Source organism: Pristimantibacillus sp. PTI5 (assembly GCF_048572955.1).
GTDB lineage: Bacteria > Bacillota > Bacilli > Paenibacillales > Paenibacillaceae > Pristimantibacillus.
This window is the reverse complement of record NZ_CP183886.1, coordinates 1,250,330-1,265,727: the sequence shown is the minus strand read 5'-3', so window position 1 is coordinate 1,265,727 and position 15,398 is coordinate 1,250,330. Positions and strand designations below refer to the sequence as shown.

12 protein-coding genes are annotated in these 15,398 nt (G+C 48.2%); 7 read left to right on the top strand and 5 right to left on the bottom strand.

Annotation, left to right across the window (positions count from 1 at the left end):
- The first annotated feature begins 68 nt into the window (after positions 1-68).
- Positions 69-1,094 carry an SH3 domain-containing protein gene (locus tag ACN6MW_RS05900; RefSeq protein ID WP_419874621.1) on the top strand — a complete coding sequence of 342 codons (1,026 nt, stop codon included), beginning with the start codon at positions 69-71 and terminating at the stop codon, positions 1,092-1,094.
- A gap of 67 nt (positions 1,095-1,161) precedes the next feature.
- Here ACN6MW_RS05900 and ACN6MW_RS05895 read toward each other — a convergent pair whose 3' ends face one another.
- From ACN6MW_RS05895 to ACN6MW_RS05885, 3 genes are all read right to left on the bottom strand, one after another.
- Positions 1,162-1,806: a YqaA family protein gene (locus ACN6MW_RS05895; protein ID WP_419874620.1), complete on the bottom strand. Its 645-nt coding sequence runs from the start codon at positions 1,804-1,806 to the stop codon at positions 1,162-1,164.
- A gap of 497 nt (positions 1,807-2,303) precedes the next feature.
- Positions 2,304-3,719, bottom strand: coding sequence for an NAD-dependent malic enzyme (locus tag ACN6MW_RS05890; protein WP_419874619.1), 1,416 nt, complete (start codon positions 3,717-3,719; stop codon positions 2,304-2,306).
- A gap of 86 nt (positions 3,720-3,805) precedes the next feature.
- Positions 3,806-4,921 carry an MGDG synthase family glycosyltransferase gene (locus tag ACN6MW_RS05885; RefSeq protein ID WP_419874618.1) on the bottom strand — a complete coding sequence of 372 codons (1,116 nt, stop codon included), beginning with the start codon at positions 4,919-4,921 and terminating at the stop codon, positions 3,806-3,808.
- Between the two features lie 203 nt (positions 4,922-5,124).
- On the opposite strand from ACN6MW_RS05885, the gene kapB reads away from it, so the two are divergent.
- A complete protein-coding gene (kapB, locus tag ACN6MW_RS05880) occupies positions 5,125-5,520 on the top strand; it encodes a sporulation phosphorelay system protein KapB (RefSeq protein WP_419874617.1) in 396 nt (131 codons plus the stop codon).
- 9 nt (positions 5,521-5,529) lie between these two features.
- On the opposite strand, the gene ACN6MW_RS05875 is transcribed toward kapB, so the two are convergent.
- Entirely contained in the window at positions 5,530-6,864 is a 1,335-nt protein-coding gene (locus ACN6MW_RS05875) for a stalk domain-containing protein (RefSeq protein ID WP_419874616.1), read from the bottom strand.
- 420 nt (positions 6,865-7,284) lie between these two features.
- On the opposite strand from ACN6MW_RS05875, the gene gltB reads away from it, so the two are divergent.
- Together gltB and ACN6MW_RS05865 are read left to right on the top strand one after the other, a co-directional pair.
- Complete coding sequence (gltB, locus tag ACN6MW_RS05870; RefSeq protein WP_419874615.1) at positions 7,285-11,889, top strand: glutamate synthase large subunit; 4,605 nt, start codon at positions 7,285-7,287, stop codon at positions 11,887-11,889.
- Between the two features lie 211 nt (positions 11,890-12,100).
- Positions 12,101-12,268 (top strand): hypothetical protein, encoded by a 168-nt coding sequence (locus ACN6MW_RS05865; protein ID WP_419874614.1) that lies wholly within the window; start codon positions 12,101-12,103, stop codon positions 12,266-12,268.
- Here ACN6MW_RS05865 and ACN6MW_RS05860 read toward each other — a convergent pair.
- Positions 12,234-12,599 carry a helix-turn-helix domain-containing protein gene (locus ACN6MW_RS05860; protein WP_419874613.1) on the bottom strand — a complete coding sequence of 122 codons (366 nt, stop codon included), beginning with the start codon at positions 12,597-12,599 and terminating at the stop codon, positions 12,234-12,236. The genes ACN6MW_RS05865 and ACN6MW_RS05860 overlap by 35 nt on opposite strands.
- Positions 12,600-12,728: 129 nt before the next feature.
- Here ACN6MW_RS05860 and ACN6MW_RS05855 point away from each other — a divergent pair, with 129 nt between their 5' ends.
- Genes ACN6MW_RS05855 through ACN6MW_RS05845 form a run of 3 tightly spaced genes read left to right on the top strand, consistent with a single transcriptional unit; the run spans position 12,729 to position 15,073 of the window.
- Positions 12,729-13,169: a PilZ domain-containing protein gene (locus tag ACN6MW_RS05855; protein ID WP_419874612.1), complete on the top strand. Its 441-nt coding sequence runs from the start codon at positions 12,729-12,731 to the stop codon at positions 13,167-13,169.
- A gap of 48 nt (positions 13,170-13,217) precedes the next feature.
- On the top strand, positions 13,218-14,600 hold the full coding sequence (locus ACN6MW_RS05850) for a sugar phosphate nucleotidyltransferase (RefSeq protein WP_419874611.1): 1,383 nt from the start codon (positions 13,218-13,220) through the stop codon (positions 14,598-14,600).
- Between the two features lie 11 nt (positions 14,601-14,611).
- Positions 14,612-15,073 (top strand): hypothetical protein, encoded by a 462-nt coding sequence (locus tag ACN6MW_RS05845; RefSeq protein ID WP_419874610.1) that lies wholly within the window; start codon positions 14,612-14,614, stop codon positions 15,071-15,073.
- The last annotated feature ends 325 nt before the right edge of the window (positions 15,074-15,398 follow it).

Genomic DNA, 15,398 nt, shown 5'->3' with positions numbered 1-15,398 from the left:
AATCGAATTTACAATGGGAGCAGAACCGTAATACCTACACCGTTTACACACCAAGGGAGGCGTATTGAATGCAATACACCATGAAACACAGACTGGCAACAGCAACCTTAACGGCCGCATTATTGTTTGGCTCGATTTCTGTGCCGGCAGCACTGGCAACTCAAGCATCGCAAGTAGGCGAGGTGCAATCCAGCGTCAATATGCGCACATCTCCGTCAACTTCTGCATCTATCATTCGCAGCTTAAAGAAAGGCGAGCAAGTGACGGTTATTGAGAAAGTGAATTCGTATTGGTATAAAGTGAAAGATTCCTCCGGTAAAACGGGCTACATATCAACATCTACCCAGTATATAGAGCTGCAAAACCCCGCACCCTCGCAAATTGGCAATGCCGTTGTCAAAGCATCCGTTTCTTTTCGGAAGACGGCCTCCGCATCGGGAGAGCGGATTCGTTATTTAGCAAAAGGCGAGAGGGTTACCGTTCTTGCCAAAACAAACAGCTATTGGTATGAGGTACAGGATAGCAATGGCGTCCGCGGCTACGTTAGTACGCAAGCCTCTTATCTTAGCGTCACGGGTACGATTCAAGGCGGCGGAACAGGGAGCACCGGAAACAGCGGAGGCGGCCAGGTAACCATACCGGAGGAAACAAAGAATGAGGCCATCGAGAAAATGATTGCGGCAGGAATGAAGTATTTGGGTACGCCTTATGAGTACGGCTCTGACCGCAACACGACGGCAACCTTTGATTGCTCCGACTTCGTTAGGCAATCGTTCCTTGACGGCCTCGGCGTAAGGCTGCCCGCTGACTCGCGCCAGCAGGCGCAGTATGTCAAGGATAAGGGTTCGATCAAGACGGACTGGAAAGAGTTCGAACGCGGGGATTTGGTGTTCTTCATGTCATACAAAGGTTCGAAGTCTTCCGCTTATGCGGGAATAGACAAGTCGTCGGCGACGATAACGCATGACGGTATCTATTTGGGCGATGGGAAAGTATTGCACACCTTCTCGAATGAAGGCGGCGGCGTTACAATCACCAATATCGCCGGCACCTCATGGGAATACCGTATCGTATTAGGCGGAAGCGCGCTATAATCACAAAAAAGCCGGTCAGGGAGAATCCCTGACCGGCTTTCTACTAATGTTATGGGTTTTATTCGATTTAAGAATCAATTTGCACGGTCGTGCTCTCGGTTTGTTTCAGGGGTTCAGATAATACAGGCTCCGATTGCTGTTCCGCCAACGCCTTTTTCTGACTGCGTCTTTTACGGATAATAAGATACAAAACGACAATGGGAACGGCTCCTATGAAAATATATAAAGAAACGTCTTTTACCATGCTTTCAGCAGCACGGCCGTAGAAGTAGAACAGCAAACCGACGATATAGAATTTCAGCCCCCGGCCAATTGCCGCGTAACCGACTAGTCTCCATAACGGGAAGTTTAAGCAGCCGGACAGTATCGTAAATACTTTAAATGGTATAGGTGTGAACGAGCCGATGAGGATAGCCGTTTCGCCATTTTTCTGAAACTTTTCCGTGGCGGCGTCGATCCATTCTTTTTTTAGAAACTTATAAAGGACGGATTTACCCATGATCTTACCCAGGTAATACCCGACTGGTGTACCTAAGAGACAGCCGATATAGCCTACGGTAGCCAGCCATATTGCTGTTGTTGGATTGAGTAAGCTTAATGAAACTTGAAGGAAAAACGCGGGAATGGGAAAAATAACTGCATCTAAAAAAGCATGAATAAACAATCCCAGAGGCCCGAAATCTTCTAAAAATTTGACTACATCCTGAAACATTACCAGGCTCCCTTTCCGTCAACTAACCTCACATAAAGCCTGCTAAATGAGATACCTTATGGAAATTCCCTTATTTGCTAATATATGCTGCAGTTTGTTGAAAAAGCGCTTTAGCGCTTGATATTTTAATTATAGCATATTTAATACAGTTAAGAAGATGATAGTTGTCATGTGTTTTTACGAAAATTCCCACTGCTAATTTCATGCGGGCAGGCTTTTCTTATTCCCTGCATCCGGACTAAAGCAGGAAACGGTCCAGCCAGCCAATGCTTCCCAAATCCAGCGCATAAGAACGAATACGTATATGCCGGGCCGGAGGTTTCAAGCGATTTTTCACCATGGCTTGCGAAGTGGAATTACATATTGAAAATATGAAAAAACGCCGCTTGAACACAGGATAAACCTGTATTTAAGCGGCGTGCTTTAGGTATGATCGGGCGCAGAAAAGCGGGCTGCGCATGTGCTCGCTGTCCAGCAATAATTAACTGCCGAAAAGGCTACTCCCTGGTTTGACGGCGGGAAACGCCGCTTTGCTGCGCGGCTTGAATGACACGGCGCCGCACCTCTTCCACTACACGCGTGTTGAACACGCTGGGTACGATGTACATGGGGCTCAGCTCTTCCTCGCTAATAACGGAGGCAATGGCTTCGGCTGCAGCTAGCTTCATCTCTTCATTTATGGTAGCAGCCCGGCTGTCGAGAGCGCCTCGGAAAATGCCTGGAAAGCATAACACATTGTTGATTTGATTCGGGTAATCCGAGCGGCCGGTTGCGAATACCGCAACGATATCCTCAGCCAGCTCCGGTCTGATTTCGGGCTCAGGGTTTGCCATAGCGAAAACGATGGGAGCCTTGGCCATCGTTTCAATATGGCCTCGCGTCAATATTCCGCCGGCAGACACGCCTATAAATACATCCGCTCCAATTAATGCTTCTGCTAATCCGCCGCTTTGACGCTGGGCGTTCGTATTCTCCGCGTACCACTGCCACATGGGATTGCCGTACACGTTATCGGCCGTCAAGATACCTTCGCGGTCTACGCCGACAATATGCTGGGCACCGCCTGCCAGCAGCATTTTTGTGCAGGCAGTTCCTGCCGCTCCGATTCCGCAGACGACGATGCGAGCCTCGTTCAAGCTGCGGCCCGTCAGCTTCAGCGCGTTCAGCAAACCCGCATATAATACAACAGCCGTGCCATGCTGGTCATCGTGAAAAACGGGAATATCAAGCTCTTTGCGAAGCCTTTGTTCAATTTCAAAGCAGCGCGGCGCGGAAATGTCTTCGAGATTGATGCCGCCAAAAGCGGGAGCCAGGTTCTTTATGGTTGCGATGATGGCTTCCGTATCCTGCGTGTCGAGGCATATCGGGAACGCATCGACATCGGCAAATTGCTTAAACAGCATCGCTTTCCCTTCCATGACAGGCATTGCCGCATAAGGACCGATATTTCCAAGGCCTAGCACGGCGCTCCCGTCGGATACGACCGCAACCATATTTCTTTTTATGGTGAGCGTGTAAGCTTTGGAGGGTTCATCAAAAATCGCTTGGCAAACCCTAGCGACATCTGGCGTATAAACCCGGGACAAGTCGTCACGGTTCTGGATAGGGGTTTTGGGCTGAATCGTAATTTTACCGCCCAAATGAAGCAGAAAGGTTCGGTCGGAAATATGGACCAACCGAATGCCGACCAATGATTTCATTGCTGTCGTAAGCCGTTCGGCTGCGCCGTGCTCTGCTATTTTGACCGTTAAGTCGCGCAAGCTTTTGTTTTTGTCTGTATGTATGACGTCAATCGCGACGATGTCGCCCTTGGCCTGCTCAATAGCTGTAGCCGCACGTCCGAATTGCGCGATATTCGTATCGATTTCGATCCTCATTATGATTGTTTTACCGTCTGTCATGTGTGAACTCAATATAAACAGCTCCCTTCATCAGTTATACTATTTGGATAAGGGTACACAATTTATGCCTGCTTCAATCACGTTAAAAAAGAAAGCCGTCACTGCATTAGTCGCAGGACGGCGTTCGGACAATTCATGGGGTCATATTGTTGATTTCGTTTAGATAGCAGACCGTCCCTGAATTGACCAGAGGCGTAGGGCTCGTGGATGAGCGAGAACCATCGATCGACGGTATCGTTCGAGTCGAGCATTTCGCCAAAACCGTTGCTAATGAAATATTCGCAGTTTTCTTCCTCTTGTCCAGGTATTGGTTCATAAAAGAGCATAGGAATTCCTTTGCTCATTCCCTCCGTACAGGTCATGCCGCCGGGCTTCGTTATGAGCAGATCGGATACATCCATCAGCTTGTTGACTTCTCGGGTGAAGCCCAAAATGTGGATGTTGGGATGCTGGAACAGCGGATCGGCAAGCATCTTTTCTTTCATCTTTTCATTCGATCCGACGCAGTAAATGAGCTGCGTGCTTTCCCGCCATTTCGTCATGTATTCGAGGGCATTGTCCTCGTACATGATTCCCCAGCCGCCGCCCATGATAAGTACGGTCGGTATGTTTTTTAATTGATATTGCTCTCGGATTTCCTCTTTATCGTATGTATGCCAAAAATTCGGATGAACGGGAATGCCGGTTACTTCGATTCGTTCATCATCAATCCCTTTATCGATAAGCCGGTCTTTCACGAGGGACGAGGAGACCAAATATCGGTTTACCTCCTTGTTTACCCAGGAACCATGCGCATCGTAATCGGTTATAAGCGTGTACAGCGGCATGTCCAGGCCTAAACGTTTAAGTCTTGCGACGACCGCATTCGGACCCGGATGCGTGCAGATGATCAAATCTGGCTTCAGCTGGGAGATGACCTGTGACGTTTGGGTATAAAACATGCGATGAAGCGCAAGCTGAGTAAGGCGGTTAAATGATTTTTTATAGTTGCTGCGGTACATAAGACCGACCATCTTAGGCTGTTTGCTTACTGTTTTGCGATATGCGGATATTATCCATGGACCAAGCACTGGATTAAGAAATTTTCCAAGCTCGATGACGCGGGTCTGAATCCCCGGACTTAACTGTTTAAGTCCGACAGCGAGCGCATAGGCAGCTTGAGTATGACCGGAGCCAAAGCCTTCAGAGAGCAGAAGCACTCTTTTCTTACGCATTCATTCCACCTACTTTTCTAATTCCATATTACGATGCAAGTGCGAGTAACACAAGTTTTATCCGTCAGGGTTGCGAATAGAGCGTTGGATAATTTATTCTTGAAGGGAGCAGCTCGTATAATTAGGTTATGTATTCCTTGCACCAACTATATTTACATATATTTTACAAGTGATTATAAAATAATAAGCGAGGATGAGATAAAATGGAACCGGTAAATCAGAACGGCCAGCATTTGAAAATTGGGGATTACGTAAAAGCCGAGGTGCGTTCCGGCCATTATGTGGGAGAGCTTATCGAAATCAACGGCCCCCGTGGCCTAGTCAAGGTATTGGCTGTATTAAAACATCCGGAGCAAGGCGATCTTCATCATCCTTACAATCCGGACGTGCCGATGTTTCACGAAAGACGTGCGCTTAGCTATACCGAGAAAACAACGGTTTTGGTACGCGACATCAAACCATATACCGGAACGGTTCCCGAATACGGCGAATCGCTGCGGGATGCTGCAGAAGCAGAGATTGCTGCACTTGACCGCTTGCACCGCTGGACGGCAAAAGGACTTGAGCAAATGCAGCAGCTTCTGAAAGAATACAAATAGCCTTATTTACTATTTATTAATGAAGACCGTTTTTAAGGTTTCGCGAAAGACGACCTGAAACTGCAAGCCTTCGGACAAAGCCGCAAGCGGAACGTACAAGGTGCTAGCCTTGCCGGCTGGATGCACAAAGGCAGGCGGTGCATCCAGCGGTTTAGGATTTCCGTTAACGCGAATCATTACTGCACCTACGGTAATGTCGACGGTACCGTTCTCAAGCTTAACCGCAGCGGTCTGCGAAGCGGCGTTCCATGTGATGGCGGCGCCCATGGCTTCCGCTATGCTGCGTAGCGGTACGAAGGTTCGATTTTGAACAAGAAGCGGTTTATTTAGGCTATTCATTTCTTTGCCATTCAGGACGACCGAAACGGGTTCCCCGTCTTTTTTTGGCTTGACCACGCGATAATCTCCCCAAATCGTCTTTGCAAAAGCTCTCCCCATTGCCGCATAGCCGGCCTTGCTAGGATGGATGTCGCCATCGGCTATCGATGTGTAGGCCAGCTCATTATCGATAAATGCAGCCGCCGCATTTGCGATTTTCACCTGCTTGCCTTCTTTTGTCAGCCGGCCCGCGACATTGTTAAGCCGTTCGCGCAGCTTCTTAACGCTGTCTTGGAGAAACAAACGGTCAGCTTCGGGATATAATGGAAAAACCAATGCGCCGATCCTGACGGGCTTCGGAATAGGCAAATACTGATCGGCTACAATAATCTTTGCCTTTGGCTGCAGGCTTAACATCAAGCGTAGGGCTGACTCCAGCTCTGTTTCGTAAACGTCCAGAGCGTTGTTCAGCACGGCTGTCGCTTCAGCTTGGTCCGCGCCTTCCTCGACCTTCTCCAGCACCGCGTACATATCGTTGCCGCCGATCGTCATGACGATGAGGTCGGAACGGCTAATTGCGGAGCGAAGCAGCTTTGAAGAGGCGAATATTCGATCTGCGCGGGGATCCCGAAGATTGCTTTGGATATCCTTGCTTTTTACGGCAGTCCCATTAACGACCGCATCCATCCAGCGTTTTAAGCCCGATGTCCGGAGTCCCAGCACCCCGAAATTTGTATATTCCGAACGGAGTCCATGGAAGAGAGCCTGCTCGTAGACATGCTCCACAAAGCCGTAAGGGATCGAAGACTCGGTAAACCCGTGCTCGTAGCCGGCAGTTACGGAATCTCCGACCGCAAGGATGTGATAGGTGTTGGCAGCAGAAGCGTTGTCTGAATTGGAGGCGGCTTGCACGCTTGCGGAAAGGTTTGCGGGAAGAATGGGAGCGAGGGCAGTGACCATCACACTCAAGATGATGACGGGTGCCAGAATGCGGAAAAATACTTTCCTGAACTTGCTATACAACATGGACACTTCCTTCTGATAAAATATAAGGAAATATAAGCGGCGAACTATGCTATGCTTATATTTCGCGATGAATCGGAGACAGATCGGAAAAAGGACTGTGTTCATCGTTTACGGCTGTAGTAAAATAGTGCAAATAATTATGAAAATATTAAATTGATTCCGCTTAGGCCTAATGTTAAAATAATATAATAATCGCAATGTCGCGGTATAGGCCCGGTATATGGTCAATTAGACGGATGCACTCTTGGCTGAGCTGCAGACGTTTAGCTTACGAATGGCAAGTAGCAGGCCGATGCGCCTCGCTGACTACCATTCTATGATAAAACAAGCCAAAAATGAAGCGTAATGCGTATTCATCGGTGCTTATTTTCAACACGTTCACGCTTACCCAAAAATCTTCTCATAGAAAGGTTGCACACAATGAAAGAACATATTTTGGGATTGCCGCCGAAGCAGGGGCTCTATGATCCGCAGTTCGAGAAAGATGCTTGCGGCATGGGCTTTGTGGCCAACATCAAGGGAATCAAATCACACAAGGTCATCCGCCAAGCGCTGATGCTGCTCGAGAACATGGAGCATCGCGGCGGTCAAGGCAGTGAACCGAATACGGGAGACGGAGCAGGTATTTTGCTTCAAATTCCGCATGCATTCTTTGCAGCTGAATTGAAAAAGCAAGAAATTGAACTGCCAGTCGAAGGACACTATGCCGTAGGTATGATTTTCATGCCGCAGGACGAAGCTGCCCGCGCAGCTATCGAGCGTGAAGTGGAATCGATTGTTAAAGAAGAGAACCAATCGGTAATCGGTTGGCGCACGGTTCCAACGGATGACAAGAAGCTAGGTGAATCCGCATTAGCAGTTAAGCCTTATGTCCGTCAGCTTTTTATCGGCATGAACGATATCCTGAAGGACAACATGGCATTTGAACGTAAACTATATGTGATTCGTAAGCGTTCCGAGCTTGCGATTCGTTATGCCGGCAAAGAAGGCGGCAATATGTTTTACTTCTCGAGCTTATCCTCGAGAAAGATCGTTTACAAAGGAATGCTTACGACTGAGCAAGTTCGCTCGTTCTACACGGAGCTGAACGATGAGTCGGTTGTTTCGGCAATGGCGCTTGTTCACTCTCGTTTCAGTACGAATACTTTCCCGAGCTGGGAACGTGCGCATCCATTCCATTACATGATCCACAACGGCGAGATCAACACGCTTCGCGGTAATGTGAACTGGATGCATGCTCGTCAAACTTTGTTTGCAACAGAGTTGTTCGGCGATGACATCGAGAAAATCAAACCCGTTATTAACCCTGACGGCTCTGATACGGCGATGTTTGACAACACGCTCGAGTTCCTATTCTTATCTGGCCGCTCCATGGCACATGCTGCAATGATGATGGTGCCAGAGCCTTGGTCCAACCATGAGAACATGAGCGACGAGCGCAAAGCTTTCTACGAATACCACAGCACATTGATGGAGCCTTGGGACGGACCGGCTGCGCTCGGCTTTACGGACGGTGTGAAAATCGGCGCGGTGCTTGATCGCAACGGACTTCGTCCGGCTCGTTACTACGTGACGAAGGACGACCACATCATTCTCGGTTCAGAAGCTGGAACCGTTGAAATTCCGCCTGAGGATATCTTATACAAAGACCGCTTGCGTCCAGGACGCATGCTGCTAGTTGATACAGAGAAGGGCCGCATCATTTCCGATGAGGAAGTCAAAGCGGAAATCGAGACGGAGCATCCTTACCGCGAGTGGCTCAATGAGCATCTTGTTGATTTGGAAGACCTGCCGGAAGCGCCTGAGCTGCCAGAACCAAACCATGCAACGGTTCAAATGAGACAGCAAGCATTTGGCTATACGTTCGAGGATGTTCGCAAAGTGCTCGAGCCAATGGCTGGCAGCGGCGCGGAGCCGATCGCATCGATGGGTTACGACGCACCGCTTGCGGTATTGTCTGAGCGCCCTCAGCGTTTGTACAATTACTTTAAGCAACTGTTTGCTCAAGTTACGAATCCTCCGATTGATGCAATCCGTGAGGAAATCATTACTGCGACAGGCACGACCATTGGTCCTGAGCGCAATCTCTTGAACCCTGAGCCTGAAAGCTGCCGTCATATTAAATTGGATACGCCAATTTTATCGAATGAGCAATTCGCAAAGCTGCGCCATGTTCGCCGTCCAGGCTTCCGGTCCATTACGCTTCCGATCTTCTTCCCTGCGAATGAAGGAGAAGCGGGCTTGCGCGGTGCTCTTACACAAATGTGTGAAGCGGCTGACCGTGTCATAGCGAAGGGTCATAACCTGCTTATTCTATCCGACCGCGGCGTCGATAAGGATAATGCTGCAATTCCAGCCTTACTTGCGGTTTCGGCATTGCATCATCACCTTATTCGACAAGGCACACGCACGAAAGTAGCTATCCTGCTTGAGTCGGGTGAACCGCGCGAAGTGCATCACTTTGCTTTGCTGCTTGGCTACGGCGTAAACGCGGTTAACCCTTATCTTGCTTTCGAAACGCTTGACGATATGATCCGTCAAGGCATGCTTCGCGGCGTTTCGCATGACAAAGCAGTGAAGAACTTTATTAAAGCAGCCACTAAAGGCGTTATTAAAATATTGTCCAAAATGGGGATCTCGACGATTCAATCTTACCGCGGCGCGCAAATTTTCGAAGCGCTCGGCTTGAAAGAGGATGTCATCAATGAGTACTTCACATGGACGCCTTCCCGCATCGGCGGTATCGGCCTTGATGTGATTGCCGAAGAAACGTTGAAGCACCATAACCGGGCATTTGCCGAGCAAGAGGGCGGCGAAAAGGAGCTTGACTCCGGCGGAGATTACCAATGGCGCAAAGACGGCGAAGACCATTTGTTCACGCCGCAGACGATTCATACGCTGCAAATGGCTTCCCGTGCAAATGACTACAAGCTCTACAAAAAGTTCTCGGCACTCGTACAGGGTGAAGACAAGAAGCATCTAACGCTTCGTTCCTTGCTTCAATTCAAGGAAGGACGTCAAGCGATTCCGATCGAAGAAGTTGAATCACTTGAATCCATCGTGAAACGCTTCAAGACCGGCGCGATGTCTTTCGGATCAATCAGTAAAGAAGCGCATGAGAGCCTGGCTATTGCGATGAACCGTCTAGGCGGCAAATCGAACACAGGCGAAGGCGGAGAAGACCCTGCCCGTTTCATTCCCGATGCGAACGGCGATTCCCGCCGCAGCGCGATTAAACAGGTTGCATCCGGACGTTTCGGCGTAACGAGCAACTACTTGGTTAATGCAGATGAGATTCAAATTAAAATGGCCCAAGGCGCTAAGCCTGGTGAAGGCGGACAACTGCCTGGTCTTAAAGTATATCCTTGGGTAGCCGAGGTTCGCGGCTCGACGCCGGGCGTAGGTCTCATCTCGCCGCCGCCGCATCACGATATTTACTCCATCGAGGATTTGGCTGAGCTTGTTCATGATTTGAAAAATGCGAACCCGCGCGCGCGCATCAACGTCAAGCTTGTATCCGGCGTTGGCGTAGGTACGATTGCAACGGGTGTGGCAAAAGGCCGCGCAGATGTTATCATGGTCAGCGGTTATGACGGAGGTACGGGCGCATCTCCAATGGGTTCCATCCGCCATGCGGGTCTGCCATGGGAGCTTGGTCTTGCCGAGACTCACCAAACGCTTATGCTTAACAAATTGCGTGACCGCGTTGTTCTTGAAACAGACGGTAAAATGATGAATGGCCGCGACGTTGCGATTGCCGTGCTGCTAGGTGCTGAAGAATACGGCTTCTCGACTGCTCCGCTAATCGTGCTTGGCTGTATCATGATGCGCGTTTGCCAGCTTGATACTTGTCCGGTAGGCGTTGCGACACAAAACCCTGATCTTCGCAAGAAATTCATGGGTGATCCAAGCCATGTCGTTAACTACCTGCGCTTCATCGCAGAAGAGCTTCGCGAGATTATGGCAGAGCTTGGGTTCCGTACGATTCAAGAGATGGTTGGACGTGTTGATATTCTTGAAACGAAGCAGCTGCGTGAGCATTACAAAGCAAAAGGCATCGACCTTTCTGGCTTGCTCTACGAAGCGGATCTTCCTCAAGATGCAGTACGCTATAATATTCAAGAGCAAAACCATGGCCTTGAGCTATCGCTTGATATGCAGAAGCTGGTTCCTCTTGCGCAGCCGGCGCTTGAGAATGGCGAGCGCGTACGCGGTACTTTCCCTATCCTGAATACGAACCGCGTTGTCGGTACGATTCTGGGCAGCGAAGTTACTCGCCGTTACGGTGCGGCTGGTTTGCCGGAAGATACGATTTCTTTTCATTTTGTAGGCACGGCTGGTCAAAGCTTTGGCGCATTCGTACCGAAAGGTATGACATTATCGATTGAAGGCGATTCGAATGACTATGTCGGTAAAGGTCTATCCGGCGGTAAAATCATCGTAGCGCCGTCTCCGAAGGCAACATTTGTAGCCGAAGAAAATGTTATTATCGGTAATACTGCGTTATATGGTGCGACTAGCGGTCAAGCTTATATCCGTGGTGCTGCCGGTGAGCGCTTTGCGGTTCGGAACAGCGGAGCTAATGTCGTTGTCGAAGGCGTTGGCGATCACGGCTGTGAATATATGACAGGCGGACGCGTCGTTATCCTTGGTAATACGGGACGTAACTTTGCAGCCGGTATGTCAGGCGGCGTAGCTTATATCTATGATGAGAAGGGCGATTTCTACAACCACTGTAATTTGGAAATGGTATTGCTGGAACGTCTCGAGGATTCACTGGATGTGGCTGAGCTGCGCGGTTTGATTGAATCGCATGTTCAATATACGGAGAGTGCGATCGGTTCCCGTCTATTAAACGATTGGGATGTATCGCTTTCGAAATTCGTTAAAGTTATACCGAAGGACTACAAACGTATGCTTGAACAGATCCGTAAGGTCGAGGATACTGGTTTAGTAGGCGAAGCAGCACTTCTCGCAGCTTTCGAAGCGAACAAAAGAGAGCTTGCGCGAGCAGGCGGCAAATAATGATTTTATAGTAACGAACGATAGATATGAACAAGGGACTGTCCCTGGAGTAGCATGAGCTACTTCAGGCGACAGTCCCTTTTGTTTTTCGACAAAATGCCACTAAATTAGAAAAAAGCCGCACCCATTAACCGACATATTCCCTTCGGCGACTCGGGTATAATGATGTTAATATAGCTATCACTATTATTATTTTATTAGGAGCTATCATATGTTAAAGGATGAGGCAGGGATGACCAATGGTAAGCCCGACCAGCATTCTAGCGTCATTGTGCTCAAAATAGATGACGTACTTAAGCAAATCGGGATTCCAGAGGCAAAATGGCGCTCTTATATAAAGCAAGCTAATGCAGTCGTTCAGCTCGGATCAGAGAAATAAACCATTTCGTTTCTTCAGCAGTGAGTGCCCTGCCATCGATCGTTAGATGGTATTTAGCTAACAGCTCTTCATCAGAAAGTTCGAGCTGATCAACGAACTGGCGTACATCATTCGCTAATGTTTGCTGGGGTATGAAAGTCCTTCCGACCAAATAATCGACGGTAACCTGAAATAGATCGGCAAACTTCGAAAGCGTCTCGGAATCGGGCTCTCTTCGATTCTTCTCGTAATGAGATAAAGCTGCGCGCGAGATACCAAGCGCGGTTGAGGTTTGCATTTGGGTCCATTTTCGCTCCTCCCGCAGTGCTGCTAGCCGATTACCGATACTCATCGAATTCCTCCTGTATTAAAGAACGGGTACTTCTATTTTAATACGGAACCGGAATATTTGCATGTGATATTAAAAATTCATGAGCATAAAGGATCAAATTTGCAATTAGGTATGATGGAGGAATGGAGTATGGCGACGAATTCAAACGATGTATCGCGCGCCCACATCAGGCTTCGCTTCACAGAAGGCGTAAAGGCAGAACTAAGACTGGTCAGCAAAGACGGTCAGCAATTAACACCGTCTACGACTACGGTGCTTCTTCTTAATCTGAGCCCAAATGGCTTATGTTTTTTATCAGGCTTGCAGTTGCCCATCCAGCATAACTATTCCGTTGAATTTCGAATGACGATCTCCAATGTGCATATTATCGTAAGAGGACGTATCGTTTGGAATTCGAAGCAGGATAATCAATTTGTTCATGGCGTGTTATTCGAATGCTCTAATACGCTTCGTTCATTAATTATTGGCGTGATGAATCAAGAGATTTTGGAGAGACAGCCGCAGCAGCAAAAAATCCATTCTTTATACAGCAGATTATTGAATACGAAGAGATTGCATTACAGCGGGTAGGGAGTACCGATATAGACTTGCATGAACTTGCTTGAAGGGGGACATTCTTTGAAAATCATATTATTATCAGGCGGATCGGGAAAAAGGTTATGGCCCTTATCAAACGCTAATCGCGCAAAACAATATTTATCTGTTCTGGAGGGGCCGCATGGCGGTATGGAATCGATGCTCCAACGGCTTTGGCGACAGCTTGATGAGGCTGATTTGCAGGAGCATGCACGAATATCGACCTGTCGTCAGCAGGTAGAAATGCTGCAGAGACAACTAGGATCGAAGTCACCGGTTATTATTGAGCCTGAGCAGAGAGACACCTATCCGGCAGTGGCGCTTGCTTCGGCTTATTTGTATTCCATCGCAGGCGTATCATTAAGTGAAACGGTCATTGTAATGCCCGTAGACGCATATGTTGATAATGAGTTCTTTTCATGTATCAGAGGACTTCCCAAGCTGGTCAGAGAGAGCCATTCCGAGCTGCTCATGCTGGGGACAAGGCCTGGTTATCCATCGGAGCAATATGGGTACATCATGCCGGAAGCATGCCGTCATAGCGAGGATGAGGGCATGTATGAGCAAGCAGTGAAAACATTTAAAGAAAAGCCTAACGAGGCTGAAGCGGAGTCACTGATAAAAGCCGGAGCATTATGGAACAGCGGCATTTACGCCTTTCAGCTTGATTTTATGATCACCATGCTCATGAATCGCAATTTGCCCATCCATTACGAAGAATTATACAAACAGTATTATAAAATGCCAAGAGCAAGCTTCGAAGACGAAGTTACGCAAAGAACAAGCTCGCGTTCCGTTATTCGCTACGACGGAGGCTGGAAGGACCTCGGGACATGGAAAACCTTATCGGAAGAGATCGCTTTCGAAAAGCTGGGGATCGGTGAAGTATCGGACGACAGCGAGCAGTCACGGCTTATAAACGAACTGGATATCCCAATCTCGATCATTGGTTTGAATAACGTGATTGTAGCCGCCAGCCCAGACGGGATTCTTGTAACGAGCAAGGATGCGGATACCTTATTAAATGCGAAGCTTCAAGCTATGAATGAACGACCTAAATATGAAGAACGACGATGGGGCCATTCCAGAGTTATCGATACGGCAGTGCTAGCCTCAGGATTACATAGCGTCACCAAACGGATATTTGTCGCAGCTGGGCAAAATACAAGCTACCAAATGCATTTTAAAAGAAGGGAGGCTTGGACGGTTCTATCTGGCGAAGGCATTCTTATTTTGGATGAAATGTATCGCCACATCGCTCCGGGAGACACGATTACGATCCCGGAGCGTGCGAGGCATGGTCTGCGGGCAACGATTAATATGGAATTGATCGAGGTACAGACGGGTGAGCAAATTAAGGATGACGATGTTATTAGACTCGGTATCACCTGGGATGAAATTACTAGTCAAATAAATATTGTATAGGAGACTAGAATATGGTGAATCGGAATGAGCTGGCTGTCATATTAGCGAAGGTCATTGCCGGCAGAGGCTCTATCGATGTAACATGCTACGGAAACGCCATGTATCCATTTTTGCGGGATGGCAATGTATCAACCTTCGTACGTGTACGTGAAGAGGATCTGCAGATCGGCGATGTGTGCTTGTTTGAAAGCAAAGAAGGACAATTGTTGCTTTATCGGATAATTGATTTGGACGACGAACAGCAGCCAGCGGTTTACACATTCCGAGGAGATACTTGCGATAGGCCGGAGCTGCCGATTCCATTTTCACATATTATAGGCAAATTGAAGGCTGTGCACAGGGACGGCAGAGTCTTGTATACAAATCACTGGCGATCGCGCCTAATCGAAGCCGCAGTGCTTCAAATTCCGTATTGGTCAAAAATTTCAAGATGGATTGCAAATCGACGTTATGATCAAACTTCTGCTATTTAATGCTGTTTGAATTTTTTAAAGATAGAAGTTGATACAATCATTACGAAAGAGAGAGGGAGCGATCTATCGGATGATATGTTCAAAGGACCGTTTTTATTGTGTTAGTTGCGGGGAGATGCTTTCTAATCCTGAAGCGGATATTTTGTTCCGAACAGGTTTTTTCCGAGTGGTACATCCAATGGGTTATTGCTTAACATGCAGCGTGGAGCAGGATAAGCTGGATGCTATAGTAGGAACGGCGGGTAAGACCAGTAACTATGACTATAAAATGTTCCTTCGCGCAGATGCGAAAGTTGCCGAACATGTTATACAGCCCTATCGAACG